The 24,147-nt window shown below is 43.6% G+C and carries 22 protein-coding genes and 2 pseudogenes; 12 read left to right on the top strand and 12 right to left on the bottom strand.

Translation table 11 applies throughout. The annotated features are described in order from the left end of the window. Positions 1–282: 282 nt before the first annotated feature. Entirely contained in the window at positions 283–933 is a 651-nt protein-coding gene (gene upp / locus F6K64_RS06530) for a uracil phosphoribosyltransferase (protein WP_008179696.1), read from the bottom strand. Between the two features lie 678 nt (positions 934–1,611). Here upp and crtH point away from each other — a divergent pair. Then, on the top strand, positions 1,612–3,162 hold the full coding sequence (gene crtH / locus F6K64_RS06525; protein ID WP_287251936.1) for a carotenoid isomerase: 1,551 nt from the start codon (positions 1,612–1,614) through the stop codon (positions 3,160–3,162). 12 nt (positions 3,163–3,174) lie between these two features. Here crtH and F6K64_RS06520 read toward each other — a convergent pair whose 3' ends face one another. Next, a complete protein-coding gene (locus F6K64_RS06520; RefSeq protein WP_131827021.1) occupies positions 3,175–3,366 on the bottom strand; it encodes a hypothetical protein in 192 nt (63 codons plus the stop codon). Positions 3,367–4,034: 668 nt separating this feature from the next. On the opposite strand from F6K64_RS06520, the pseudogene F6K64_RS06515 reads away from it, so the two are divergent. From F6K64_RS06515 to F6K64_RS06500, 4 genes and pseudogenes are all read left to right on the top strand, one after another. Continuing rightward, positions 4,035–4,523, top strand: a pseudogene (locus F6K64_RS06515) (ISAs1 family transposase); the annotation flags it as partial. A 1,142-nt stretch (positions 4,524–5,665) separates the two neighbouring features. Further along, entirely contained in the window at positions 5,666–5,830 is a 165-nt protein-coding gene (locus F6K64_RS06510; protein ID WP_154659676.1) for a hypothetical protein, read from the top strand. Positions 5,831–7,278: 1,448 nt separating this feature from the next. Further along, positions 7,279–7,692, top strand: coding sequence for an Hsp20/alpha crystallin family protein (locus tag F6K64_RS06505; RefSeq protein WP_008179705.1), 414 nt, complete (start codon positions 7,279–7,281; stop codon positions 7,690–7,692). Positions 7,693–7,825: 133 nt separating this feature from the next. After that, positions 7,826–7,954: a hypothetical protein gene (locus tag F6K64_RS06500; RefSeq protein ID WP_287265105.1), complete on the top strand. Its 129-nt coding sequence runs from the start codon at positions 7,826–7,828 to the stop codon at positions 7,952–7,954. Positions 7,955–8,048: 94 nt separating this feature from the next. On the opposite strand, the gene F6K64_RS06495 is transcribed toward F6K64_RS06500, so the two are convergent. Further along, the gene (locus F6K64_RS06495; protein WP_008179706.1) at positions 8,049–8,345 is read right to left on the bottom strand and encodes a DUF2470 domain-containing protein; all 297 of its coding nucleotides are present in this window, start codon (positions 8,343–8,345) and stop codon (positions 8,049–8,051) included. An 832-nt stretch (positions 8,346–9,177) separates the two neighbouring features. On the opposite strand from F6K64_RS06495, the gene F6K64_RS06490 reads away from it, so the two are divergent. Both F6K64_RS06490 and F6K64_RS06485 read left to right on the top strand, forming a co-directional pair. Further along, complete coding sequence (locus tag F6K64_RS06490) at positions 9,178–10,368, top strand: HetZ-related protein 2 (RefSeq protein WP_008179707.1); 1,191 nt, start codon at positions 9,178–9,180, stop codon at positions 10,366–10,368. Positions 10,369–10,621: 253 nt separating this feature from the next. After that, on the top strand, positions 10,622–11,071 hold the full coding sequence (locus F6K64_RS06485; protein WP_008179708.1) for a hypothetical protein: 450 nt from the start codon (positions 10,622–10,624) through the stop codon (positions 11,069–11,071). Between the two features lie 27 nt (positions 11,072–11,098). Here F6K64_RS06485 and F6K64_RS06480 read toward each other — a convergent pair whose 3' ends face one another. Beyond that, complete coding sequence (locus F6K64_RS06480; RefSeq protein ID WP_008179709.1) at positions 11,099–11,563, bottom strand: CAAD domain-containing protein; 465 nt, start codon at positions 11,561–11,563, stop codon at positions 11,099–11,101. Between the two features lie 273 nt (positions 11,564–11,836). Here F6K64_RS06480 and rpe point away from each other — a divergent pair, with 273 nt between their 5' ends. Beyond that, the gene (gene rpe / locus F6K64_RS06475) at positions 11,837–12,544 is read left to right on the top strand and encodes a ribulose-phosphate 3-epimerase (RefSeq protein WP_287250969.1); all 708 of its coding nucleotides are present in this window, start codon (positions 11,837–11,839) and stop codon (positions 12,542–12,544) included. 229 nt (positions 12,545–12,773) lie between these two features. Here rpe and F6K64_RS06470 read toward each other — a convergent pair whose 3' ends face one another. The 6 genes from F6K64_RS06470 to F6K64_RS06445 all read right to left on the bottom strand — a co-directional run bounded on the left by F6K64_RS06470 (position 12,774) and on the right by F6K64_RS06445 (position 19,606). After that, positions 12,774–14,255: a family 10 glycosylhydrolase gene (locus tag F6K64_RS06470; protein WP_287250970.1), complete on the bottom strand. Its 1,482-nt coding sequence runs from the start codon at positions 14,253–14,255 to the stop codon at positions 12,774–12,776. Between the two features lie 656 nt (positions 14,256–14,911). After that, positions 14,912–15,316 (bottom strand): photosystem II protein Psb27, encoded by a 405-nt coding sequence (gene psb27 / locus F6K64_RS06465; RefSeq protein ID WP_008179714.1) that lies wholly within the window; start codon positions 15,314–15,316, stop codon positions 14,912–14,914. A gap of 203 nt (positions 15,317–15,519) precedes the next feature. Next, positions 15,520–16,350, bottom strand: a complete 831-nt coding sequence (pstB, locus tag F6K64_RS06460; RefSeq protein ID WP_044492288.1) for a phosphate ABC transporter ATP-binding protein PstB — start codon at positions 16,348–16,350, stop codon at positions 15,520–15,522. Between the two features lie 97 nt (positions 16,351–16,447). Then, positions 16,448–17,356 (bottom strand): phosphate ABC transporter permease PstA, encoded by a 909-nt coding sequence (gene pstA, locus F6K64_RS06455; protein ID WP_287265104.1) that lies wholly within the window; start codon positions 17,354–17,356, stop codon positions 16,448–16,450. Then, on the bottom strand, positions 17,356–18,300 hold the full coding sequence (gene pstC / locus F6K64_RS06450) for a phosphate ABC transporter permease subunit PstC (RefSeq protein WP_287265103.1): 945 nt from the start codon (positions 18,298–18,300) through the stop codon (positions 17,356–17,358). Before pstC ends, pstA begins: the two co-directional genes overlap by 1 nt. Before the next feature lie 310 nt (positions 18,301–18,610). Next, on the bottom strand, positions 18,611–19,606 hold the full coding sequence (locus F6K64_RS06445) for a PstS family phosphate ABC transporter substrate-binding protein (RefSeq protein ID WP_287265102.1): 996 nt from the start codon (positions 19,604–19,606) through the stop codon (positions 18,611–18,613). Between the two features lie 306 nt (positions 19,607–19,912). Between F6K64_RS06445 and bioB the strand changes: the two are divergent. Next, positions 19,913–20,938, top strand: a pseudogene (bioB, locus tag F6K64_RS06440) (biotin synthase BioB); the annotation flags it as partial. Between the two features lie 37 nt (positions 20,939–20,975). Beyond that, positions 20,976–21,560, top strand: a complete 585-nt coding sequence (locus F6K64_RS06435) for a biotin transporter BioY (RefSeq protein WP_008179727.1) — start codon at positions 20,976–20,978, stop codon at positions 21,558–21,560. Positions 21,561–21,591: 31 nt separating this feature from the next. On the opposite strand, the gene F6K64_RS06430 is transcribed toward F6K64_RS06435, so the two are convergent. Beyond that, positions 21,592–21,720, bottom strand: coding sequence for a hypothetical protein (locus F6K64_RS06430; RefSeq protein ID WP_287257428.1), 129 nt, complete (start codon positions 21,718–21,720; stop codon positions 21,592–21,594). Between the two features lie 12 nt (positions 21,721–21,732). On the opposite strand from F6K64_RS06430, the gene lspA reads away from it, so the two are divergent. Then, positions 21,733–22,239, top strand: a complete 507-nt coding sequence (lspA, locus tag F6K64_RS06425; RefSeq protein WP_287255083.1) for a signal peptidase II — start codon at positions 21,733–21,735, stop codon at positions 22,237–22,239. A 313-nt stretch (positions 22,240–22,552) separates the two neighbouring features. After that, a complete protein-coding gene (locus F6K64_RS06420) occupies positions 22,553–23,059 on the top strand; it encodes a ferric uptake regulation protein (protein ID WP_008179729.1) in 507 nt (168 codons plus the stop codon). A 23-nt stretch (positions 23,060–23,082) separates the two neighbouring features. Here F6K64_RS06420 and F6K64_RS06415 read toward each other — a convergent pair whose 3' ends face one another. Beyond that, the gene (locus F6K64_RS06415) at positions 23,083–24,102 is read right to left on the bottom strand and encodes an ABC transporter ATP-binding protein (protein ID WP_287265100.1); all 1,020 of its coding nucleotides are present in this window, start codon (positions 24,100–24,102) and stop codon (positions 23,083–23,085) included. Positions 24,103–24,147 lie beyond the last annotated feature (45 nt).

Genomic DNA, 24,147 nt, shown 5'->3' with positions numbered 1-24,147 from the left:
CTTGATTTGAAAAATGCAGCTTTTATCCAGATTAACCCATCAAGTTTGAGAGGATCTTGCTGATTAGACAAGGGGTTTGCTACCAGCCCTTAATTCATAATATCGTATCGGAAGCGTTTTAGACAAAGCTTTGAAAGCCCGGTCTGGTGAGCGAACCGGGAATGTGAACCTTGGAACCATGATCAGGAAGTCTAGGTAGAGGTGTTCCAGGCAACACCTCTACTATCAATTGGATTTGCTGTCTAAGTCTGTCAGGGTAATAGGGGCTTGTCGCGGTTTCGGTCAAGTTCCAAAAGCGCGATCGCCTGCATCACCCAAGCCTGGTACTATATATCCCTTACCATTGACTTCCTCATCAATCATGCCAGTGTAGATGGTCAAACTAGGATAATCTGCCCCCAACTTTTGTAAGGCTGGTGGTGCTGCTACCACGCTAATAATCCGTGTTAAATCTGGTGTTGCGCCTCGTTTTTTAAGTTCTGACATTGCCAACATCATTGTGCCACCAGTAGCCAGCATCGGGTCGAGAACTAGGACTCGTGTATTTGGGTCAAACTGATTGGGTAAGGTGTTCAGGTAAAAATTGGCTTGTAAGGTTTCCTCATTTCTGACCAGACCAAGGTGATAAACCGATGCCAAGGGCAGCAAAGTTTGGGCTCCATCTAAGAGCGCTAGTCCAGCCCGCAAAATTGGCACAACTACTATGGGTACTTCTGGATTCACCATAGTTACCTTGCACGGAGCTAGGGGAGTTTGCACTGTTAGTTCTTCATTCGGCAACCAATCCCGCATTGCTTCATAGGTCAACCAGCGTCCCAACTCGGTCATAGCGCTTTTGAACAATGGAGGTGGTGTCGAGGCATCACGGGCAACCCCTAGCCAGTGCTTAACTAGGGGATGGGGTGGAACATAGACACGTAGTTGGAGAGTCATAACAGCTAGTAACTATAAGAATTAGTGATAAACAAATTAGGTAGTGTTAGAGGAATTGGGCAGTAGGGTTTTTCGGAATAACCACAAGTCTTAATCTAGTTGATGATAGTTTCAAGTTTTACATTGATGAACACAGTATTAAGGAGTGTTTGCTTGATTCAAGCAAACCCTATACAAGTTGTCAAAATAGAGACAGCACTCAAAGGGTTTGCTGATCCTTGTAACTATGCCAATAATACTGTTAAGTCGTCAATTACAAGCAAAAAAACCCCGTCAGCTCAGATATACATCTGAGGGGGTCACCGGGTGTGGGCTGGGGCGGGGGACCCTGGTGTAATGATTGCCTTAGTTCCCAAAAAGTTTTCCTTACAGGTTCGCCCACACCCAGTAAGGCTAACAAGGCTGCTTGTTAGCCTCCCCGGTGGATGGTTACCTAACACTCCCGACACTCCCGACACTCCCCTTTTCGGGAAAATGGCTCCCTAAATGTTGACATTTTTTATCAACAAGCTTATAGTAGTAATAAGTGTTCTCCTCTCATTAAGGATAGGCGGGTGGGACCGGTACGCAGCAGCAGGCTGGTGCCCACTTTTTTTTTTGCATTGGTAATGAACTCCTATCTCAACAAGAAACGCTAAACTCAGATCCATCAGTTAATCTATTTAAATTGCTAATTCCATGACTGCTGGATCCCAACCTTGCCCATCAAGCAATCAATCCCATACCATTTCCAATCAATCGGTATTTGATACTATTGTGATTGGCTCTGGTATTGGGGGGCTAGTAACCGCAACTCAGTTGGCAGCAAAGGGAGCGAGTGTGCTGGTGCTAGAAAGCTATATCATTCCTGGTGGTAGTTCGGGTTACTTCGAGCGAGAGGGGTATCGCTTTGATGTGGGAGCATCAATGATTTTTGGGTTTGGCACCAAGGGGACAACCAATCTACTTACCCGAGCCCTTGAGGCTGTCAATGTCAGTCTGGAAACAATTCCAGATCCAGTACAGATTCACTATCATCTCCCTGGTGGTCTAGAGCTAAAAGTCCATCGAGAGTATGAGAATTTTTTGCAAGAACTTACTGCTCACTTCCCTGACCAACGCCAAGGGATTCGCAAATTTTACGATGAATGCTGGAAGGTCTTTAATTGCCTGAATGCGATGGACTTACTGTCCTTGGAAGAACTTGGCTATTTGACCAGAGTATTTTTCCAGCATCCCTTGGCTTGTTTGGGTTTAGTGAAGTACCTACCCCAAAATGTGGGAGACATTGCTCGTAAGTATATTAGCGACCTTGAGTTGCTGAAATTTATAGACATGGAATGTTATTGCTGGTCTGTGGTACCTGCTGACAAAACACCGATGATTAATGCTGGTATGGTGTTTTCTGACCGACATTACGGTGGGATTAATTATCCGGTAGGAGGTGTAGGAAAAATCGCCCAAAAACTAGTGGAGGGATTGGAGAAAGCTGGAGGTCAGATTCTTTATAAAGCTCGAGTGGGGAAAATTCTGCTGGAAAAGGGCAAGGCAGTGGGTGTCCAGCTAGTCAATGGTAAAGAGTATCGAGCAAAACGAATTGTTTCCAATGCTACCCGTTGGGATACATTTGAGAAATTGCTGCCAGCTGACCAAATGCCAAGAGTTGAGCGGAAATGGCAACAGCGTTATCAGAAATCACCGGGTTTCTTGAGTTTACATTTAGGGGTAAAGGCAGATGTTTTACCACCTGGTACAGAGTGTCACCATATTGTCCTAGAAGACTGGGAAAATATGGAGGATGCGGAGGGGACTATTTTTGTTTCGATTCCTACCTTGCTTGATCCCAATTTAGCGCCAGAAGGCTATCATGTTTTCCACACCTTTACCCCGAGCTGGATGGAAGATTGGCAAGGGTTATCCCCTCGTCAGTACGAACATAAGAAGGAAGAGGCAGCTGGAGGCTTAATTGAGCGACTGGAGAGGATTTTTCCTGGCTTAGATGCTGGATTGGATTACATGGAGGTGGGAACACCACGCAGTCATCGACGATTTTTGAACCGTATGGATGGAACCTATGGGCCAATTCCCCGCCGCAAATTAATGGGATTGTTGGGAATGCCGTTTAATCGGACTGCGATTCCAGGGCTTTATTGTGTTGGGGATAGCACCTTTCCGGGGCAAGGTTTAAATGCAGTAGCGTTTTCGGGATTTGCTTGTGCTCACCGTATTGCTGTGGATTTGGGATTCTAGGTAGAATGCTTCTTAGGGAACAGCGGGGGAATAGGCAATAGGGAACAGGCAAGCTAGCAATAGGCAAGCTAGCAATAGGCAATAGGGAACAGGCAAGCTAGCAATAGGCAAGCTAGCAATAGGCAATAGGGAAAAAATCCTGTGTACGTCATTAATATGAGAATCGCTATAAAATATAGCGGTTTGCGACTTTGTTAAGTACATATTTATGGTTTTTTATAGAACAGGGAACAGCGGTTCACCGGAACAGGGAATAGAGCAATTGGCATCCAATCTAAGTTATTTATTATTGCCAATTAAGAAGTGGAATTTATCTTTTTTGTCCCATTTTCATAATTAACTTATCTGCAAAGGGCTATAAGTATTCAAACGCCAATCAGATCACACTCGCCACAGTTCCCAAACCTCCTTCTGTTTCCCTATTCCCTGGGTGCATCTCACTTGTGCAAAAACACTCTTCGGCAATAGAAAGCTAATATCATTTTATGACAATTACCTTTAATAAAAATCTCCCCCATCTCCCCACCCTCCCAGGGTTATTTCATTCTGGATCTAGGTAACGAGTTTACAGTCTTTCAGCCATCACTAACCGGAATTATCGAAGGCTGAAAAGACGTATCCTCGTAAATGCATAAAATATTGCAATTTAGAATGAAACAGCCCTGCCACCCTCCCCACACTTACCACCCTCCCCACACTTCTTTTAGTTATAGATTTACAAATATGAGATGCACCCTATTACCTCAGGGTAAGCTCATATAATTTTGTATAAAATGTACTTTACAAAACTATTCAAGTATCCTCCTAGACCAAAAATTAAAGTCAAACTATAATCAAGTTTTAATCTGAGTTTAAAAACGGATAAATAGCAAATGATTAAGGGTTTTGTTTCTCAATTAAAAACCCAAATAAACTTTGAATGTAAACAAGTAAAAAGCCAACAGTTAAACTCCATCAATGCTATCGAATCTAACTTATTAAGTTATGTCGAATATATCGAAGAGCCTAGAGTCCAAAGAACTCAAAAACACCTCCTAAAAGATATTTTAGTAATCGCTATTTTAGCCGTCATTGGAGGTGCAGAGGGCTGGGAGGACATGGAAAATTATGGGATTGCCAAACAACAATGGTTAGAATAATTCTTAGACTTACCCAATGGTATCCCCAGTGATGATACTTTTCGACGAGTTTTTGTTCGCGCAGCGTCTCCGAAGGAGAAAAGAATTCATCCCGATGCTTTAGAACAATGTTTGGCTAAATGGCTTCAAAGTATGCTCGGTTCGATTGCTGGATAGATTGTTCCTATAGATGGGAAAAGTCTCAGAGGTTCTTATGACCGTAATCAAGGAGTAAAAGCCCTGGGGGGGCGACAAGCGCCCTGTAACCCTTGATATATCTGAAATTGAGCGAATTATGGTAAAAAAAGATAGGCCATAACTTGTCAATACGACCAATAAGATTGAAAATGCTACCATAATTATATCAAAAACATCTAAAAAATCTACTTTCTAAATCTCAATTATTGTTTTTTTACCTTATAATAAGAATTAGACAAGACCCCAAAAATATCAAAATTAAAAAAATTGCAGAGTCACTCCCTTTACCCATTCAATTTAACTCACGACGTAAAAAACTACAGAGATTTTTATCTTTGCAAGTATTTGAGGTCAAATATTTGTGGTTTCCAATTATTCGAGAATGGATAAATCAAACATGTACGTGCATAGCAAAAAATCTATTTAGCTATCGATAGAACTAATTGGTTTGAAGTTACCGTAAGACAGTTGAGCCTTTAATGTCGGCAGGCTATGAGTAAAAGGGTTAAATCTTGTAAATAAGGCTCAACGTAATCAGGTTTCGTCCGGAAAAACTATAATTTGTTAATGATTAGTATCATTTATAAAAACCGAGCAATTCCTAAGGTGCGCTTGACCTTGGCGAATTAAATTCGCCACGGGTCGCACCTGTTTATTTTGAACTTCTATCAAAGTTGGTATCAAGCAATATTTCAGAGACGAAACCTTGAACAGGGTCGCCTTATTACAAAAGAGTTAACCCTTTTATGCATAACCGATTACCCATAAATGCTCCACTGTTCTACGGTAACTTCAAGAGCAAAAACAAATAATTTTAAATATTATAGGGCTATTTTATAACTATCAAATTCTGGTTTTAGGAGACCGAGATTTTTGTTCGGTTAAATTGGCTCAATGGCTAGATACACAAGGGTTGATTTTTTTTTATACTAAAATAATCGTGATTGAACTAAAAAATTCTGGTTTGTTTTCCTTAAATAATTGTGGATAAAAACCGGTAATATCTTTATTTATTGAAAATGTAAAAGTTACAAATGCCAAAAAAGTTAAAGGATTTAGTGTCGCCTGTAAATGGAAAAAGAGTTATCGAAAATATGTGACAAAAGAAGGTTGGTTTATCCTAACAAACATGAACAGTAATTGTGAGGCGATTGCTGCCTATAAAAAGCGATGCAGAGGTGCGACCCGTGGCGAATTTAATTCGCCTACGGAAAACGCACCATTACGGTCTTGGGGGTCTCCACGGGGCAAACAGCGGTGCGGACGCAGGTTCCGCACACAGACCCAAAACCATGAGCGACTGCCGTGGTTCCCCCCACTCGCTATTGCATCAAGACAGGTATGAGAGCTAGGTCGCTTATACAGTCTACTTTTTAGCTCTAATGTCGCCCCCCCAAGATGTCTACAGACCTACTTTTTTTAACCATAAAATGGTACAACCTTTACATAGCAAGCATTTGAGCCTGTTTCGTCACCCCGTCAGCGATTTTCCCAGATGATTCCGATGAATGTCATGATTTTCGGGATTTTCGGGATTCTCAGCCTGAAGAGTTTCAAAAGCTTTGGTGAACCGAGTTTGGGAAGATTCCTGGCTGGTTGGAGAAGTCGGGAATCTCAACCAGGGTAAACGCCTATAATTTGGTATAAATTGTAACATAAAAAATTTAATTAACTCAATTTTTTTTTAAGTCGAATAAATCGAATCCTAAAGCAGTTTTTTTGTTCTATTTCAACGAATTTTCCGCTGACTTTGAACAAAAATCACAGGAGCATTTGCTTACGCAACGAGGGAGCATCCCATTTTGGAAACAATATTACCCAAAGCAACGATATTTCAAGGGTTTCAGCCCCCTAAAAAGAGCTAACGTGCCAAATTGGGATGCTCCCCGCAACGAGAATTTCCAGATCTCTCAAATCCACCAAGGATAACACGGCAAATAATTGAGCAATGTTTCGGGCTTGTTGACAATCAACCGATCGATTATAGATTTTTGATACTATTGTTTATTTTTTTGATGTAATTTTTGATACAAATTTTGAGGCGTTTACCCGGGAATCTCAACCCTAGTTGCGAACGCGCCCCGCTTGACCTACGGTCAATCGCTTTTAGCGTGGCCTACGGCCAATCGCGCAGCGGCTTGGAGCATCGCATTTCTCTAGTTTTATCTGCCACAGACAAGTGACAGGATCCGCAATTTTAGGCATTTGGGGAAATCTTTGAGTATTTCATTTAGCGGTTCTCATATTAATGCGGTACACAGGATTTTTTTACCTATTCCCTATGGCGTATTCCCTATGGCGTATTCCCAACCCATGCCAAGTTACCTGATCCGAAGTTCCTTATGCCCTGTCTTGATGCATCAATAGCTAATTAGGCCATGATAGAGTGTTTGATCAAGGCTCTGATTATTAAAAATATTAAATTAGTATTAAAAATATTAAACAACTTTGCCAAAGCGTCCAGCAGTTTTCATAAGATTAAGTTATAATAGAGATATTATAAATAAATACTCATAATTAGATCTCAAAAAATAGATCTCAAAAATAGATAGATCTCAAAAAAGTAGATCTCAAAAGAGTAAAATCTGCTCACCGCAGCCCAAACAGTAAAATCAGATACTAAAATCAGCACCCCGGTTGTGCATAGACGGGGCTTCCAAACATCCCAAGATTTTCTGTGAATCAATTCCTGCCAGTCTGGAACTTTCTTCTATCTAGAGTGTGGCTAGTTGGGCAACAATAAACTGGGCGGAAATTAGAAGTGAAGGTTAAAAAAACTGGATAGTTGGAGATAACCATGATGGCTATTACTCGTTCGGAACATCTGCCAGATCTAGAAAGTGTGCATCGGGAACTCAACCGCCGACTCACCCATTTCATGAATAGCGGCGAGGGAGGATTTCCAGGGATGACGTTTATGCCCTATGCAGAGATCGAGGAAACTCCTAAAGCGGTTTACCTGACACTAGAAATTCCAGGCATGGAAGCCAAAGACCTTGATGTTGAACTGACCGAAGACTCTGTTTGCATCAGTGGCGAGCGCAAGTCAGCAGCTAGGACTAAAGGAATAGGTATGGTACGCTCGGAACTACGCTATGGGAAATTCAAACGGGTTATTCCAATACCAGCCAAGATTAACAGAAATCAGGTTGAAGCTGAATATCACAACGGCATGCTGAAACTCACCCTGCCTAAAGGGTTAGTAAACAGCTAGAGAAAATGTTGCAGAGTCTACCAAAAACTCTTATTATTTGTTAGAATTAAATTAGGGTAACACCGACAGGGATTATTATGTAACTTAAATTAAACCCGAAAACCAAGGGTTTAATAGTTGCGCTGTAATCCCGGTGGAACGAACTTTTTTGACATTTTTATGGCGCTCGCGGGATATTCCTGAGGGCTTTGGGAGATACCCCCTGGATGCGATCGCATCTTGCATTGGCGAGCTAGAGTTTACCTTTGGTAGATTATGGTAGCTAAAAAGTATCGGTAAGCGTAAATCTTCAACCTTTTCAGGGAGTGAAAGTCAGTGACCTGAGGGGGTGAAAACAAGCCTAACAATGGTGCTTGTCACCCCTTCAGGTTGCTTATTGACTGCCTTGCCTGTTTGATCATGTCAATTAAGGTGTAGTGAGCATCTTCAGAATCTTTAAGTACATGATCAAACGTAATGCGCACAGTGGAAGACTCCCCCTTAACTTTTGTGATGATCGTCATGCCTTGAGCATCAATGGAAACCATTTCTGCTTCTTCTGTATCAGGGGAATTACCGAAAGTCTGAGCATACAGTGCCACAGCATCAGCATGATCATCGTTCATGTGCTTACAAATGCGATCGCTTACCTCAGGAGACAATGGGTCAGACATGATTAACTGAACAAGTATAGTGATCAAAACAAGTATCTTTATCAAGATATCAGGTTTCCCTTCTCAAAACAGTCAGGAATTACCCAGCTGAAACGAAAAATTAAGGTTTTAGGCAATAGGTAACCGCCAACGGCGAACGGGGATATCAGAATTACAGACCTTTGACAGGTCTGGGTGGATATACTGTCTATGGGGAACTCCTGATTTCCTTATTAGCAGTTGACTAGCTTGGAGGATAGAATTCATAGGCACAGCGGTAATTCCAACCTGTGTAAAATTCCGAGGGTGCCTGTTTCAGCATCAAGTTAGCTGATCTGATGGGTGTTTTCTGATATATTCATTATTAGGTATGAGCATTTCCTCTGATTCAAGAAGGTATGTTAAATAGTAATCCCTAAGGTCAAGAGCTACCGGGATATCGGGTGTACTCAGCTAAATCGTCAGGGTTAGATTATCAGGGTAGACGACTCAGTTAAACACCTTTACACTAAAAGCTTGATAAATACTTATGAAGATACTGTGACGGTATATCAATTGGCTGCTATCAGCATAATTCATATCATTCTCAGTGATATCTAAATAGTGGTGCTTACCCTAGTTTACGAAGGTAAAACTTGCTGGGTGTCCCAGAAGTATATTTAGGGCTTGTGATCTAGAACACATCTAAAAGACGATCTAGATCTCCAGACAGGCGTGCTATCTATCATCCTACTGGTGTGACTTTTGTAAGCGTATTTATGGGAGTTTGATCACTTCCAATACCTAGGAATTAGTGGTCAAATAGAAAGCAGTCACTACCCACTTCGAGTGAGTAGAAACAGGGAGGGTTGTCATGCAAACTTTAAAACAGGGATCCAAGGAGTGCAATGTCATGGCAAAGTTGGCGGACAAACTGGAAAGAGAATGGCAGTCGCGCTTGTTGAGTGACTGTCCAAACCAAAATCCAGCCATCAGCTCCAGTATTGTACAGTGGTTAATTGGAGAAGATAAAGAGGGGTTTGACACTCTCACTCAGAGCAAACTGGCAATCGCTGTCCAAGCCATGGAGTATCGTTACAGAATTTTGCAACAGCGTTACTTGGGGGTGCCACCAGAACGTTCCTATCGCAATTTGACCACCCGCTTAGCCAGTCTAGTTACCTTACGCAATAAAATCCGCACTTGGGTGTCCCTAAGTCGCGATCGCCAAAGGGCTGTGGTGGATGTTCTCCAAGAAGTGATTCAGGAATTATTAAATAGCGATCGCTATATCCAAAAGCAAATTGCCTGGATTAGACAATGTACCTTCGAAGAACCGCTGCGCAATGCTTTATTATTAACTACTCTTGAAGAGTATTGTCTGCGCCCGATTCGCAACCAGCCCTTAGTTGTCTATCGGTTTGTCAACTTTCTGCGTCGGTCTCAACGTGGCGGTATGACCCATGTGCCGGAAGGAGACATGGTACGTTTAGTGTCAGAGTCAATCAATCCGGAAGGGGAAACCGATGCCCCAGTGAGTCTATTGGATAACCAAGCCATTACTAATTATCAACATAAGCAGGCTTGGGAAGAGAAACAAAGCCTAAGGATGTCCGTATCTAAGGAATTTGAGGCTTACTTAGAGAAAAACTTAGGGTCTGAGGCGGCCCTTTGGCTGCGACTTTACTTGCAAGGTCAATCTCAAGAGGCGATCGCTCGTCGCCTAAATTGGCCGATCAAGAAGGTCTATCGTCTACGGGAAAAAATTAGTTACCATGCCATTCGTGTCTTTTCCATCAATGGGGTAAAAGGCAAACCAGACTTAGTAGCAAGTTGGCTGGAAACATCCTATACTGAGCACAGTTTTGGACTAACCCCAAGGCAATGGCAAGAATATCAGCAAAAACTGACCCCTGAGCAACAGCAGTTGCTGGATAAGTTGAAAGCTGGTCATACCTTCGAAGCGATCGCTAACGATCTTAACTGGAGAAGTAACCAGGTGATGGGTGAATGGAACAAACTCTATCTAGCAGCTCAAGCCCTGCGCAGTGCTTCGGCAAGTTGAGGTTTGAATTTTATTATCCAATAAATCGCGCTAATTTATAAATAAGTGATAGGTATTAATTAGTATAGCTACAAGGAGCTACAGCCAAAAAACACTAATTTACTGTCATCAAAAAAAATGGGTCTGAAACCCCGTCCTTCTAGGAGACGAAACCTTAGGGAGTGGAGCCTTATTACAAAAGACTTAACCCTTTTACCCATAGCAGACTAACCATAAAGGCTCAACTCCCTTACGGTAACTTCAACGGACGGCTTTGTGCTATAATAGCAGAAGACGCAATGACCCGAAAAGGAAGGGTGAAACTCCCAGCAGTGGGACGCCTTGGTTAAATGGTAGTTACTCGAAATGGGGACTCGGTCTAAGACTCCAATTCCAGCCCAATGCCACGCAAGAGGCGCGACCCCGTAATTTAATTCGCCTAGGAGGCGTGCGCCTGAGTCTTTTTGGAAAGCGAATCAAAGTACTTAAAAAAAAAGTAGACTCAATGACATTTCTGTCGGAGAGAGTAGAGGCAATTGGCACCGCCAATTGGACTATCAACCCCATGTTGGTAGTTGTTACGAGCAATGCCCCAAAAGGGTACCTCCGCGCTTTGAATCCTCGCGCCTTTAGGCCGGGGAGTGTCAAACTAATTTACTGCAATAGGGTATGGAAACCAATTGAGACGATTGTCCATGCCCTATTTTTTTTACTCCTCACCTGACAAGGGCTAATGCCACCACACTAGTTATCACTTTTTAGCTATAAACTGACCTTTAAGGGATTGAATCTCCCCTGATAATTCTTGGCGTGTTTCGACTTTGAGTAGATAACGAGCTACAAACCAGATAGTATAGCCAATACCCACTAATTCAAACAACGGTGCCATCAGGGGAATATCGTTAATTGCATCCAGCACCGCCAAAGTGATCTTAACAGTCATGAACCCAGCGAGCAAAAGACCAATGGTAAGCAAGGGTTTTTGGTAATTGCTAACAAATCCGCCGATATATTCCGGCAATTGTGACAAAATGTCTGTAAGAGTTTGCAACCATTCCTGCCACGGTTGGGTGAGTTCTGGCTCAGGAGCAGTGAGTTTGGCTATAGCACCAGGTTGATCAACTTTGAGGTCTACTTTCAGCTGTTTTTCATCCTCAAGGGTAGTTTCATTGGTGCTGCTTTGAGTATATGCAGATGCTTGGGGATTTGACGTCATATTTCCTCCAAAATTCTATTAAAGCAGGATATTCTATCGTTTGAGTAAGGCAGCTGCATAAGAGTACAGACTGACTAACTGTTGCCCATGTTATCAAAAGTTTCATAATGACCTGCTAGAGGTAAGCATCCGTAGGTATGGGGTGATTTATAGCCAACTGGTCACCATCCCACTGGTCCCCAAATAGCTCAGCAGCACAACAACTGGTTAGGGAAAATCTAAAGATTTTGTTAAAATACTGAAAAATAAGCTTCCAGGAGAACACCTCCAATCATGAGCAACACCCTATCCCAAAAGCAAGTTGTTATTTCCCCTTCTATCCTGTCAGCTGATTTTAGCCGACTGGGAGAAGAAATTAAGGCTGTGGATGCCGCAGGCGCTGATTGGATTCATGTTGATGTCATGGATGGTAGATTTGTCCCTAACATCACCATTGGTCCTCTAGTTGTTAAAGCCATTCGCCCGATTACCGAAAAGCCACTGGATGTCCACTTGATGATTGTGGAACCAGAAAAGTATGTGGCAGACTTTGCTCAGGCAGGCGCTGACATTATATCTGTTCATGCTGAACACAATGCTTCACCCCATCTGCACCGCACTCTGTGTCAGATTAAAGAATTGGGTAAGCAAGCAGGTGTTGTACTTAACCCCTCCTCATCCTTGGATTTAATTGAGTACGTCCTAGAAGTCTGTGACTTGATCCTGATTATGAGCGTCAATCCTGGCTTTGGTGGTCAAAGCTTTATCAAAGAAGTTGTGCCAAAAATCCGCAAACTGCGTCAGATGTGTGATGAGCGTGGTCTTTCTCCCTGGATTGAAGTTGATGGGGGACTCAAGGTTAACAATACCTGGCAAGTGCTAGAAGCCGGAGCGAATGCGATTGTGGCTGGCTCGGCTGTATTCAAGGCACCAGATTACGCAGAGGCAATTAGCGGTATTCGTAACAGCAAGCGTCCTGAACCCGAGTTAGTAATTGCCTAATCGGAACGATCCCGATTAGGCAAATCTTAATCAGAGGTCGAGGGGCTGATAAGAGTAGGTTTTTAACAAAGACTTGAGTATAGGGTGTAGGGTGTGTCGAAGCGATTCAGCGCCTTCATGAGGGGGTTGGGGTTGGGTTTGACCCTGATCTAAAAAACCTACTCCCCACTCCCTACTCCCTACTCCCTACTCCCCTAAGGTCATAAGTACCTCAGCCAATTGAGAACTGCTATAATCTGCAAAACTTTCGCTCGCGGTCAAATTCTGGATTTTGCCAAGAGAAGGCAAAATGGCTGACTGAGTTAATTTGTGGTGTCACTCGGCGCAATGCCTGCATCTGGTTTTCTAGGGAAGGACGATTTTTTATAGATCTTCCCCAAGTTCCTGCTAATGCTGGTTTTACGTCTGTTTCCGACGATGCCCACTTAAACACCCGTTTGACTAAATTAGCAATACAACCGGTGTGACCACAAACACCATAAGACATGGGATGCCATTCCAGGGAACGAGGAAAATGTTCCCAAGGCTGTAGTCGGGAATCATAACCCATGCGACCTACAACTTGGTTGCCATCGGGGAAAAACACTGCACCGGCTTGTACCCCAGCTCGCTCTGCTGCTAATTCGCCTAATTTGAGAAAGTCTAATATCCCCTGAGCCGCGTGAGCAACACTTAGTTGCCACAACTGCCATTGTATAGTTCGAGTACTCTCTCTTGGGGAAGGAGTGCGACCTTGCCAGAGGGGGGTTTGTTCATCAGGGTAGAGCTTTTTGACAGCTTTTATATCCCTAGTGCTAATGGAACCCTTACTCAGATAGCGCCGAATTAGCTCCTTACCTTGATTGTTACCAGCCCGTTGATATAGGGCTTGCTTAGCTGCATCACTGTAAATCCAAAGATCCTTGACACTGCTGGCCACAGACTGGGAACCTGAACCACGGGGATAGCGAATGTAGTCGAATAAAATCCCATCGGGGCGTCGCTTTAATACACCCTTAAGCATCTCATAGTAGTCTACCTGGGCTTGTCGGTTGTAAGGGTCGATAAATACTTGAGAGCCATCCTTAACTACAGACAAACTTGTCTCTCCTCGACCATTGCGGGCAAGAATCTGTTGGCGCTCGGCACGATGACCGTAGGTATAACCAAAATTCATCGTAAACATCCAGGCATATACCTGCAAACCCCGTTCACGACCTTTTTGAATCGCCTGGGCTAATAAATCTACGTTCTCAGTCCCCGGTTGTTGTATGACTGACGGCCAAGGAGTACGATTATCTGCCTTTGGTAACAGGACGCGACCATCGTAAAATACTTCAACGTAGACTTGATTGTAGCCTTGGTTCACAATACGGTCTAGGGTTTCCTCAAGGGCTCCAGGACGAGCATCACAGGGATATAAGCGCACCCAAATTGCTTGATTTTGCGGCCAGGTTTGGGAACGACACTGCTGTAAGAAACTGGCGTGTGCCTGGATAATGGTTTGGTAGCTGATTTTAGAGTCTGAGTTATTCTTTAAGGAATTAACTCTTAAGCTTTCTTTTTGAGCGATCGCTTCCTGAGTAAAGTGGCAATAAGCTTTTGTTTTTGCCTCAGCTGTTGGTACCAACCAACACTGACTCAACAGACTACTTCCTACTGCAAGGGCGGCAATCAAGCTACGATGTAGACCTTGCCGGTGTTGCCTCCGTTTACCAAAACTGTTATACATTCCTAGAAACACTACAAAAGAACAGAAAGTTAGCCAAAAGCCAGCTAACTCATCCCCGATTGGTTCAATATCTTTGACATCTCCCCCAGGTGCAGCATCAGGGATTCTAAACGGATACTACGAGAGGGTCAGCAAGTCACTAACTCGTTTTCATCCCCGCCGTTATTGCACAGGGGTTTTTAACTATGATTTTTTCTAAAATTAGCTTTAGCTAGTTATGATCTAGTTTAGGGATAGAAAGGGAAACACCAAGGGAGGGGGTAGAGGTAAATCTATAAGTAAATCTATATCGTTTTATTTGATGCATATATCATTAAATTTGTCAACTTTAGATTATACTCCATTAATTATTAGTTAACTAAAGCCCTAGTAGTGATCAACCCTATAATAATTAGTCTAACCCCTAACCGCTAACGGCTGGCATTACCTTTAAAGGTTTTCAGCTCTCTTAGCAACTGTTCCGGAAAATTCTTACTGATTACGAGAGTTAGGGTAGGAGCAGGGAAAGAATTGGCCAATAGTTTTAGATCATCGATAATCCTACCCTCCCTTGCCTGGGATGTTCTCAAGAAACCTGAAGATAGGACAGGTTTATACTGGCAATTTTTTGTTCACCCGGCTTATGCCTCGCCTACAATAGGCGAGGTGTGGACAGCTTAAGCGCCCCGTTTGAGAGAACGCTCGACTTGGGAAAATTCCTGCTCTAGACGATCCTTCACCTTTTTCGGTAAAGGGCGATTGGGATAGGAACTGTAGTAACCAGCCAAGGAATTGACAGCAGTTCGCATGGTAGTGAAGGAATTGAGGGTAGACACAGATCTATCTCTGCGGTAGCGCGAGGCATAGTCATTCATCAGTAGAGTGGCTTTTTCACGAATTGCCGTCTTATCTGGTGAATCTTCTGGTAATTCAAGGGCTTGTCTTAATTCTTGTAGAGCAGTTATTGTATCCTGACGGTAATCTCCTGTTAAGCCTGTACCACTTGAGGCACAACCAGTTAAACCGATAACCATAACCAGTACCAGGGCAATAAAACCTGATAAGTAGCGCTTTATTAGCATGATTGACATCAAATCCAATTTTATAATCAGATTTGATCCTATCTTGAATTGGTACTGGGGGGAGCATCCCCATCAGAAAAAAAAATCCCACGGGCGTGTTGCCATGGAATGTGTAGTCTCAGATCAAATCTGCCACGAGTTGGGTTTGAAACACAAGGTTTCGCTACATTTCGCCCCATTTTAGGGCAAAATGTGAGGGGGATTTAGCCGAAACGCCCACTAACATAGTCCCTGGTGGCTTCCTGCTGAGGATTTTGGAAGATGACTTCAGTTCTATTGAACTCTACTAAATAGCCTTGTTTACCACCTGTTTCCGTTGCCCTAGCGTTATAGAAAGCTGTCATGTCTGCTACTCGGGTAGCTTGTTGCATGTTGTGGGTAACGATAACAATGGTGTATTTTTCTTTCAGCTCGTGCATTAGTTCTTCCACTTTGAGGGTGGAGATGGGGTCAAGAGCGGAGCAAGGTTCATCCATCAACAACACTTCTGGCTTAATGGCTAAGGCGCGAGCAATACACAAACGCTGTTGTTGACCGCCAGATAGAGACAGACCACTCTGTCTTAGTTTATCTTTGACTTCATCCCAGAGGGCAGCTTGTCGGAGACTGCGCTCCACTAATTCATCCATGTCCCCTTGATAGCCATTAATCCGGGCTCCGAAGGCAATATTTTCATAAATGGATTTGGGAAAAGGGTTTGGCTTTTGGAATACCATGCCAATGCGGCGACGTACTTCTTCAATGCTGTTGTCAAACTTTTTATCATAGAGATTTTCCCCATGGAAGGTTATTCTACCTGTCACCCTTGCTCCCGGAATCAGGTCGTTTAAGCGATTAAAACACCGCAACAAGGTGCTTTTTCCACAACCGGAAGGTCCGATAAAGGCAGTAACTTGGTTTTTCGGAATATCTAAATAGACATCTTTGACTGCTAAAAATGATCCATAGTAGACGGAAACTTTTTCAGCCCGTAAAACCGGTTCTTCTACTTCTAAATAAGAACTTGTGGACTCGATAACTTGGTTGGTATTCATAGTTAAATCATCTGTGTAATTGTTAACTTTTGAAATCAAAACTGAAAACTTTTCCATTCCTTTGAATCGGTATTTTAATAGTGGGTATTGTAAATTACTATCTATTGGTTTGAAATTTATTGCGCAGGAAAATTGCTCCGGCATTCATGACCAACAGCACTACCATCAACATCACAATTGCCGCCGCCGCGTTAGTGTGAAAGGCTTGTTGGGGACGGGAGATCCAGTTGTAAATTTGAATTGGCAGTGCAGTAAATGGATCTTGTGGGTTCATTGGCGGCCTGGTAATGAAGCTCAAAGCTCCGATAGTAATCAAAGGAGCAGTTTCCCCAATTGCCCTTGACAGTGCCAAAATCGTTCCTGTCAGGATACCAGGTAAAGCCAGAGGAAAAATATGCTCTCGAATCACTTGCCAGCGAGTTGCTCCTAAGGCATAACCCGCTTGACGCAAACTATTGGGAATTGCCCGTAGACTTTCACGGGTGGCAACAATAATGATGGGCAGAATTAACAACGACAGGGTTAGCGCACCAGTTAGTATGCTCCTACCATTAGTAATGGGAGCCAACCACCGGACAAACACTTGTAAACCCAACAAGCCGTAAATAATTGAAGGTACAGCAGCTAGGTTAGCGATGTTGATTTCAATAATCTGGGTCAACAGGTTGTCAGTGGCATATTCTTCTAAGAAAATCCCTGCCCCTACTCCCAAGGGAAAAGAGACCATTGCTGTTATCACCAACAGCCATACACTACCGATTAAGGGAGGAAAAATACCAGCTTGGTCTGGTTTACGGGAGGGAGGACTGCTGATAAATTGTCCATTAAGCCGGGGCAGACCATCGAGAAAAACATCAATCAGCAATACTGCCAGTATCACTAGCCCAAAAAAGATGGCAACCCAGGCAGCAATGGCGAAGATTTTATCAAAGTTATAGCGCTTGGGTAGCGCCAGGTTGAAGTAACCTGGGGAATCGTCTCCTAGAGGTTTTAGGTCTTGTGCCATTAGTCGTATTTCTCCCGAAAGCGGCGGACAAACCAAAAGCTAAAGATATTTAGGGCTAAGGTAAGTAAGAACAGGGTCATGCCTACAGAAAAAATAGTTTTGTAGGCTAGGGAACCTGCTGGTGTATCTCCTAAGCTGACCTGAACAATATAGGCTGTCATGGTCATCACTGGTACTAGGGGATTTACTCCTAAGGTGGGATTTTGACCAGCAGCAATGCTAACAATCATGGTTTCACCCACAGCACGAGAAACCGCTAGTACGAAGGAAGCAACAATTCCAGATAATGCTGCTGGTATGACTACTCCGATGATGGTTTCTCGTTTAGTTGCCCCCAAGGCATAAGCACCTTGTCTTAAACTATTGGGTACAGCATAGATGGCATCTTCACTGAGGGAAGCTATCATAGGAATAATGGCTATTCCTAAAACAATTCCAGCACTTAAGGCATTGAATCCTTGTAACCCGGGAATCAAATAATCTCTTAAGAAGGGGCTAACTAGCATCAGGGCAAAGTAACCAAATACCACCGTAGGAACCCCTGCTAATATTTCTAGGGCAGGTTTGAGCCAGCGACGGACACCACTAGATGCATATTCACTCAAGCAGATAGCTGCAAGCAATCCCAGGGGTAATGCCACCATCAGCGCGATTACAGAGGTCAGGAAGGTGGCACTAATCAACACGAAAATGCCAAACTGGGGATTAGCAAACAAAGGAGTCCATGCTGTATCAGTCAGGAATTTCCAGAGTGATACTTCTTGGAAAAATCCTACTGTTTCAAATATTAGGGTTAGAACAATGCCGATGGTAGTTGCGACAGAAACAAAGGCAAAGGTAGCAAAAAGTATTTTTACTACCATTTCTACCCGCTTGTTTAACTGCCGGTTTGGTCGAAACATCTCAGAGTCTGATGACTCAAAAGATGACGGAGTGGTAGTCATCAGTAAAGTATTACTTGTGAAGGATCAAGTGTGAAGGATCAAGTGTGTTCGCTTGATAGCGTTCTGTAAGGGTAGGATGCAGTGCGAAGGATAAAGGATAAAGGATGAAGGATAAAGGCTAAAGGATGAAGGCTCAATTGTGAGAAATTAAGTGTGAGGAATCAAGTGTGAGGAATGAAATAATTCTACTTATAGATGTACTGCTGATATCTATTAAGGTGACTGACAACGTTACTTAGCCACTTTGTTTTTTCCACCCTTCAGCCTTCATCTTTCATCCTTAAGTCTTTAAGACATCCTTTACTATTGTTTACTTCTCTAATAGCTGTTTCACTTTGGAGCCTTTAGGAGCATTAGCAAAGACTGAACCAACTGTACCTTCGCTAAAACGCTTTCTCACCAGCATCATAATGTCTTCTGGCATGGGAACATAGCCAACTTCGGAGATTAATTTGGAATTTGCTGCTGCCAACTGATAGTCTACAAAGGCTTTAACTTCAGGTCGAGTTGCCGCCTCTTTCTTGACGTAGATAAACTCTGGGCGAGATAGAGGTTTGTAAGTCCCATCGGCAATAGTTGCTGTGCTAGGGGCAACGCAACCACTTCCTCCATCAATCTTTACCAGTTTGAGTTTATCTTTGTTTTCTTCGTAGTAGGCGTAACCAAAGAAGCCTAGTCCACCCTTATCAGTAGATACCCCTTGCACAATCAAATTGTCATCTTCACTAGCGGTATAGTCGCCCCGAGAGCCAACTTTTTTACCAACTATGTTTTCCATAAAGTAGTCATAGGTTCCCGAGTCAGTTCCTGGACCATAAAGTCCTAGTTTGAGATTGGGGAACTTAGGATTAATTTGCTTCCAGTTCTTGACTTTGTCTTGAGCTGCTGGCTCCCAGATTTTTTTGAGTTCAGCGGTTTTTAGGCAGCTAGCAAAGTTATTTTCTTTGTTAACTACTACAGAAAGTCCATCAAAGGCGATGGGTAATTCGATATACTCAATTCCTCCCTTCTTGCAAAGTTCTATTTCTGATTCTTTGATCGGACGGGAGCCGTTGGAAATATCCGTTTCTCCAGCACAAAACTTCTTGAATCCACCACCAGTACCAGAGACACCGACAGTAACTTGGATTTCCGGATTGGCTTTCTGGAACTCTTCCGCCATTGCCTCAGAGATGGGAAATACTGTACTGGAACCATCTACCTTAACTTGAGCTGTGGGGGCTGAACCACTACCACAGGATGTAATGCCCACGGCTAAGGTGGTGATCAATGCTATTGACAATAAAGAATTCTTTTGAGACAACATGGAATTGGCTTAATTTTTTTAGGCGTCACAGCCGGAGTGTAGCGCTCTATCCTAAAGACTAGGTTAAGCATTAGGTTAAAATTTAATTAAGAAAAGGTTAAATTTATAGTTGGTGTAGTAGGTTTCACTAGCTAACTTACTCTAAGGTGGTATAGTGAGGGGTGCCTTTAAAGCTGATATTATGTGGGAGATACTGTGGTTCAAGCACCTTTGTCAACTGCTGTAGGTCTATCTGTAGATTTATCAACTACACCAGCAAGTACACTAGCAAGTACACCAGAACAATGCTTAACATCCCCAGCATCCCTGAATCAGTGGCTACAAAAGCTAACTGAGGGGATTATTGCAGGCGATCGCATTACTAGAGAGCAAGCCTTAGCCCTGACCAAACTCGAAGGGCAGGATAATATATTGCTGCTGTGCCAAGCAGCTGACAAAGTGCGCCAAGCCTGCTGTGGTAATACCGTGGATTTGTGTAGTATCGTCAATGTCAAATCTGGCGGCTGCTCAGAAAACTGTGGCTTCTGTGCCCAGTCGGCTCACCATCCTGGCGTTGATTCCCCGATTTATGGTCTTAAGTCTAAGCAAGAGATTATGGCTCAAGCTAAGGCAGCTGAAGCGGCTGGAGCCAAACGTTTTTGCCTAGTGAGTCAGGGACGTGGACCAAAGTACAGTAGTCCTAAATCGAAAGAGTTTGAACAAATTCTGGAAACGGTACGGGAGATTATTGCCGAAACCAGCATAAAGCCTTGCTGTGCTTTGGGAGAAGTGACCTCGGAACAAGCCCAAGCCCTGAAAGAAGCTGGGGTAACTCGCTACAACCACAACTTAGAAACCTCAGAGCGGTTTTTCCCAGAAATTGTCACTACTCACAGCTGGCGCGATCGCGTCGAGACGATCCAGAACTTGAAAGCCGTGGGGATTCAAGCTTGCACTGGTGGGATTATGGGCATGGGAGAAAGCTGGGAAGACCGAGTGGATTTAGCTCTATCCCTGCGGGAGTTAAAGGTGGAGTCAGTACCCCTGAACTTGCTCAATCCTCGGTCTGGAACCCCTTTGGGAGAATCTGGCAAGCTAGATACCTATGAAGCACTAAAAGCGATCGCAATTTTCCGGATGATCCTACCTGAGCAAATCCTGCGCTATGCTGGTGGGCGAGAAGCCGTGATGGGCCAATTGCAGGCACAAGGGCTAAAATCCGGAATCAATGCTATGCTGATTGGACACTACCTCACCACTCTGGGACAGCCACCAGAGCAAGACCACGCTATGCTGGACTCTTTGGGTCTAACCGGTGGTGAAGCTCCGATTCCCGGAGAATATAACTCTTAGAATAAATAGCCAGAATAAATAGATTATCGATGTAACTGTGTCTGCTCCCAATGAGATTTTGTGGGCCATAATTGGTTTGCTGCTGACAATCGGCGGCACGTTTCTAGAAGCCTTCTTTGTCTCCAATCCACCCTGGGATTGGTCAACTCAAGGTGTTCAAACTATATCCTTAGGGGTTACCTATCAGATTGGAGCAGTCCTACTAGCTGCTTGTTTAGGAGGCAGAAATGCTGGTGCTCTTTCTCAAATTGCCTATGTTGTGATCGGGTTGAACCTGCCAGTCTTTACTCAAGGTGGAGGTATTGGCTATATCAAGGAACCCAGCTTTGGATACATACTAGGCTTTATTGCCGGAGCCTGGGTGTGTGGTTTTTTAGCCTTTCGCGTACAACCACGAGTCGAAACATTGGCATTTAGCTGCCTATGTGGTTTACTAACCATCCATGCCTATGGTGTCGGCTATTTGATGATTTTCCACGGCATCAATTGGTCAGTGCTTGGGGCTGAGCCTCTCATGGAAGCCATCATGAAATATACCATTTCACCTTTACCGAGTCAGCTAGTGGTAATTTGTTCTGTCACCGTTGTGGCATTTGCTCTACGGCAGTTGATGTTTTATTGATAGTCATTGGTCAAAATAAATTTGTTAATTGCTAAGGTTTAATTAACAAAAGACTAATCACTAGATGTGTAAAACGGCTTTGACACTCCCGACTCCCGACTCCCGACTCCCGACTCCCGACTCCTAGTAAGTCCCTCACCCAATCAATAAATGCTATCATGACTAATGACTAATGAAAAAAAACCGCCTGTGTTGGTTTGCTGCTGCTATTGGTCTGATTCTGGATCAGCTGACTAAATATTGGGTGGTGCAGAATTTTGAATTGAAAGAGACTCTACCCCTGTGGCAAGGGGTGTTTCACTTTACCTATGTCACTAATACTGGTGCCGCTTTCAGTCTCTTTAGTGAAGACGGCAGCTGGTTGCGCTGGCTGTCCTTAGCTGTGAGTCTTGGTTTAATCGCCCTAGCTTGGTTTGGACCAAAGCTGATTAGGTTGGAACAGCTTGGTTATGGCTTCATATTGGGAGGAGCATTGGGTAATGGCATAGACCGTTTTTTCAACAGTTGTTTGGTAGATAACCAGACAGTAACGGGTTGCGTTGTGGATTTCCTCGATTTTCGGTTGATTAACTTCCCGGTATTTAATGTGGCCGATGTGTGTATCAACGTAGGTATTGTGTGCTTGCTTATTGCAAGTTTTAAGCATCAATCACCAAAATCTAGGGAGAGGGGGCAATAACATAGTCATAACTTACAAGCCACAAGGCACAAGGGTTATGGCCAATCTGCTTCCATAAGCCTGTTCCCTGTCTTCCCTCTGTGCCCCGTCTTTCCATTATTCGCCCTTTTCCTAACTTATTTGCCAAATCCGGATCGTGCTGGATTTGGTATTTTCGGCGTATCCCTGTATCCGAGCTCGATCCGTGCCTGCCCTATTCTCAAAAGTAACCAATAATCCTTTACTATTTATTCTCAATTAGAAAATTTTCTTGCAAGTGAGAGAAATAATTATTTAATATTGTCAATAATGGCTCGTTTTTGAGAGGGTTACCATGGCTAACTATACAGCTGCTTCACTCAAGGCCGAACTCAATGCTCGAGGTTGGCGTATGACACCACAACGGGAGACCATTCTCCACGTTTTCCAAAATTTACCGAGAGGAACCCATCTCAGTGCTGAGGAACTTCACGAATTGCTCGAGCAACGAGCAGAAGGAATCAGCTTATCTACTATTTACCGTAGCGTTAAGTTAATGTCACGGATGGGCATCCTGCGGGAATTGGAGTTGGCAGAAGGGCATAAACATTATGAACTCAATCAGCCTTTTCCCCATCATCACCATCATCTGGTGTGTATTCAGTGTAACCAGACCGTTGAATTCAAGAATGACTCAATCTTGAAACAAGGGATGAAGCAGGTGGAAAAAGAAGGCTTGCAGCTGATTGATTGCCAGCTGACCATTCATACCATTTGCCCAGAAGCCCTGCGCATGGGATGGCCTTCGGCTCTACCGAGTAATTGGCGTTGCTCTCGATCCATTGCGATGCACGAACATTAGTTTTGTGAGTGGTTGTCGTTTTGTCAATGAACTAAATGACAAGCAACATAATGTCCTCTACCTGCATCTTTAAACTCTGGTTCTGGGTCTTGCCGACAAGTATCCATTACCATAGGACAGCGAGTGTGAAACCGACAACCTTTGGGGGGATTGCTGGGGCTGGGTACATCACCTGTTAGGATAATACGTTCCCGTTGACGCTCAAGTTCAGGGTCAGGAATTGGTACGGCTGAGATTAATGCTTGGGTATAGGGATGCAAGGGGTTCTCATATAAACAGACGCGATCTGCGAGTTCTACTATTTTGCCTAGGTACATTACTGCCACCCGGTCAGAAATGTGGCGCACTATACTTAAATCGTGAGCAATAAATAGATAAGTTAAACCAAATTCTGCTTGCAACGACTGCATCAAGTTAACGACTTGGGCTTGAATGGATACATCTAAAGCAGCAATCGGTTCATCACATACTATAAAGTCAGGGTTTAAAGCTAAGGCGCGAGCAATCACAATCCGCTGACGCTGACCCCCAGAGAATTCGTGGGGATAGCGATTGATAAACTGGGGATTGAGTCCTACCACCTCTAGTAAGGACTGGACTCGTTCTTGTTTTTGTTTACCGATGGCTAACCCATGGATTTGCAGGGGTTCACCGACAATACTTCCTACGGTCATCCTGGGATTGAGAGAAGCATAGGGGTCTTGAAAAATCATTTGCATCCGGCGGCGCATCTGGCGCAGGGATTCAGCCTCTAGCTGGGTTAGGTCGATATTTTCAAAGTAAACATGACCAGCTGTCGGACGGTATAGTTGTAGGATCGCTCGTCCGGTGGTACTTTTGCCACAGCCAGATTCTCCTACTAAGCCTAAAGTTTCGCCACGGTTGATATCGAAGTTGAGTCCATCAACAGCTTTGATGGAGCCAATTTGCTTTTGCCAGATGATTCCTTGGGTGATGGGGAAGTGCATCTGTAGGTTTTCTATGTGTAAGAGACTTTTGTTTTGTGGGTTGGGCTTGGGGTTGTCTAGCTGTGGTGCTGTCATGTGATTGTTTAATGCTTAATCGCAATCATATTAGCCGTTCACATG

It is taken from the genome of Moorena sp. SIO3A2 (assembly GCF_010672265.1).
GTDB lineage: Bacteria > Cyanobacteriota > Cyanobacteriia > Cyanobacteriales > Coleofasciculaceae > Moorena > Moorena producens.
Note: the sequence above shows the minus strand (reverse complement) of the source record. Positions and strands in the feature narration are given on the sequence as shown.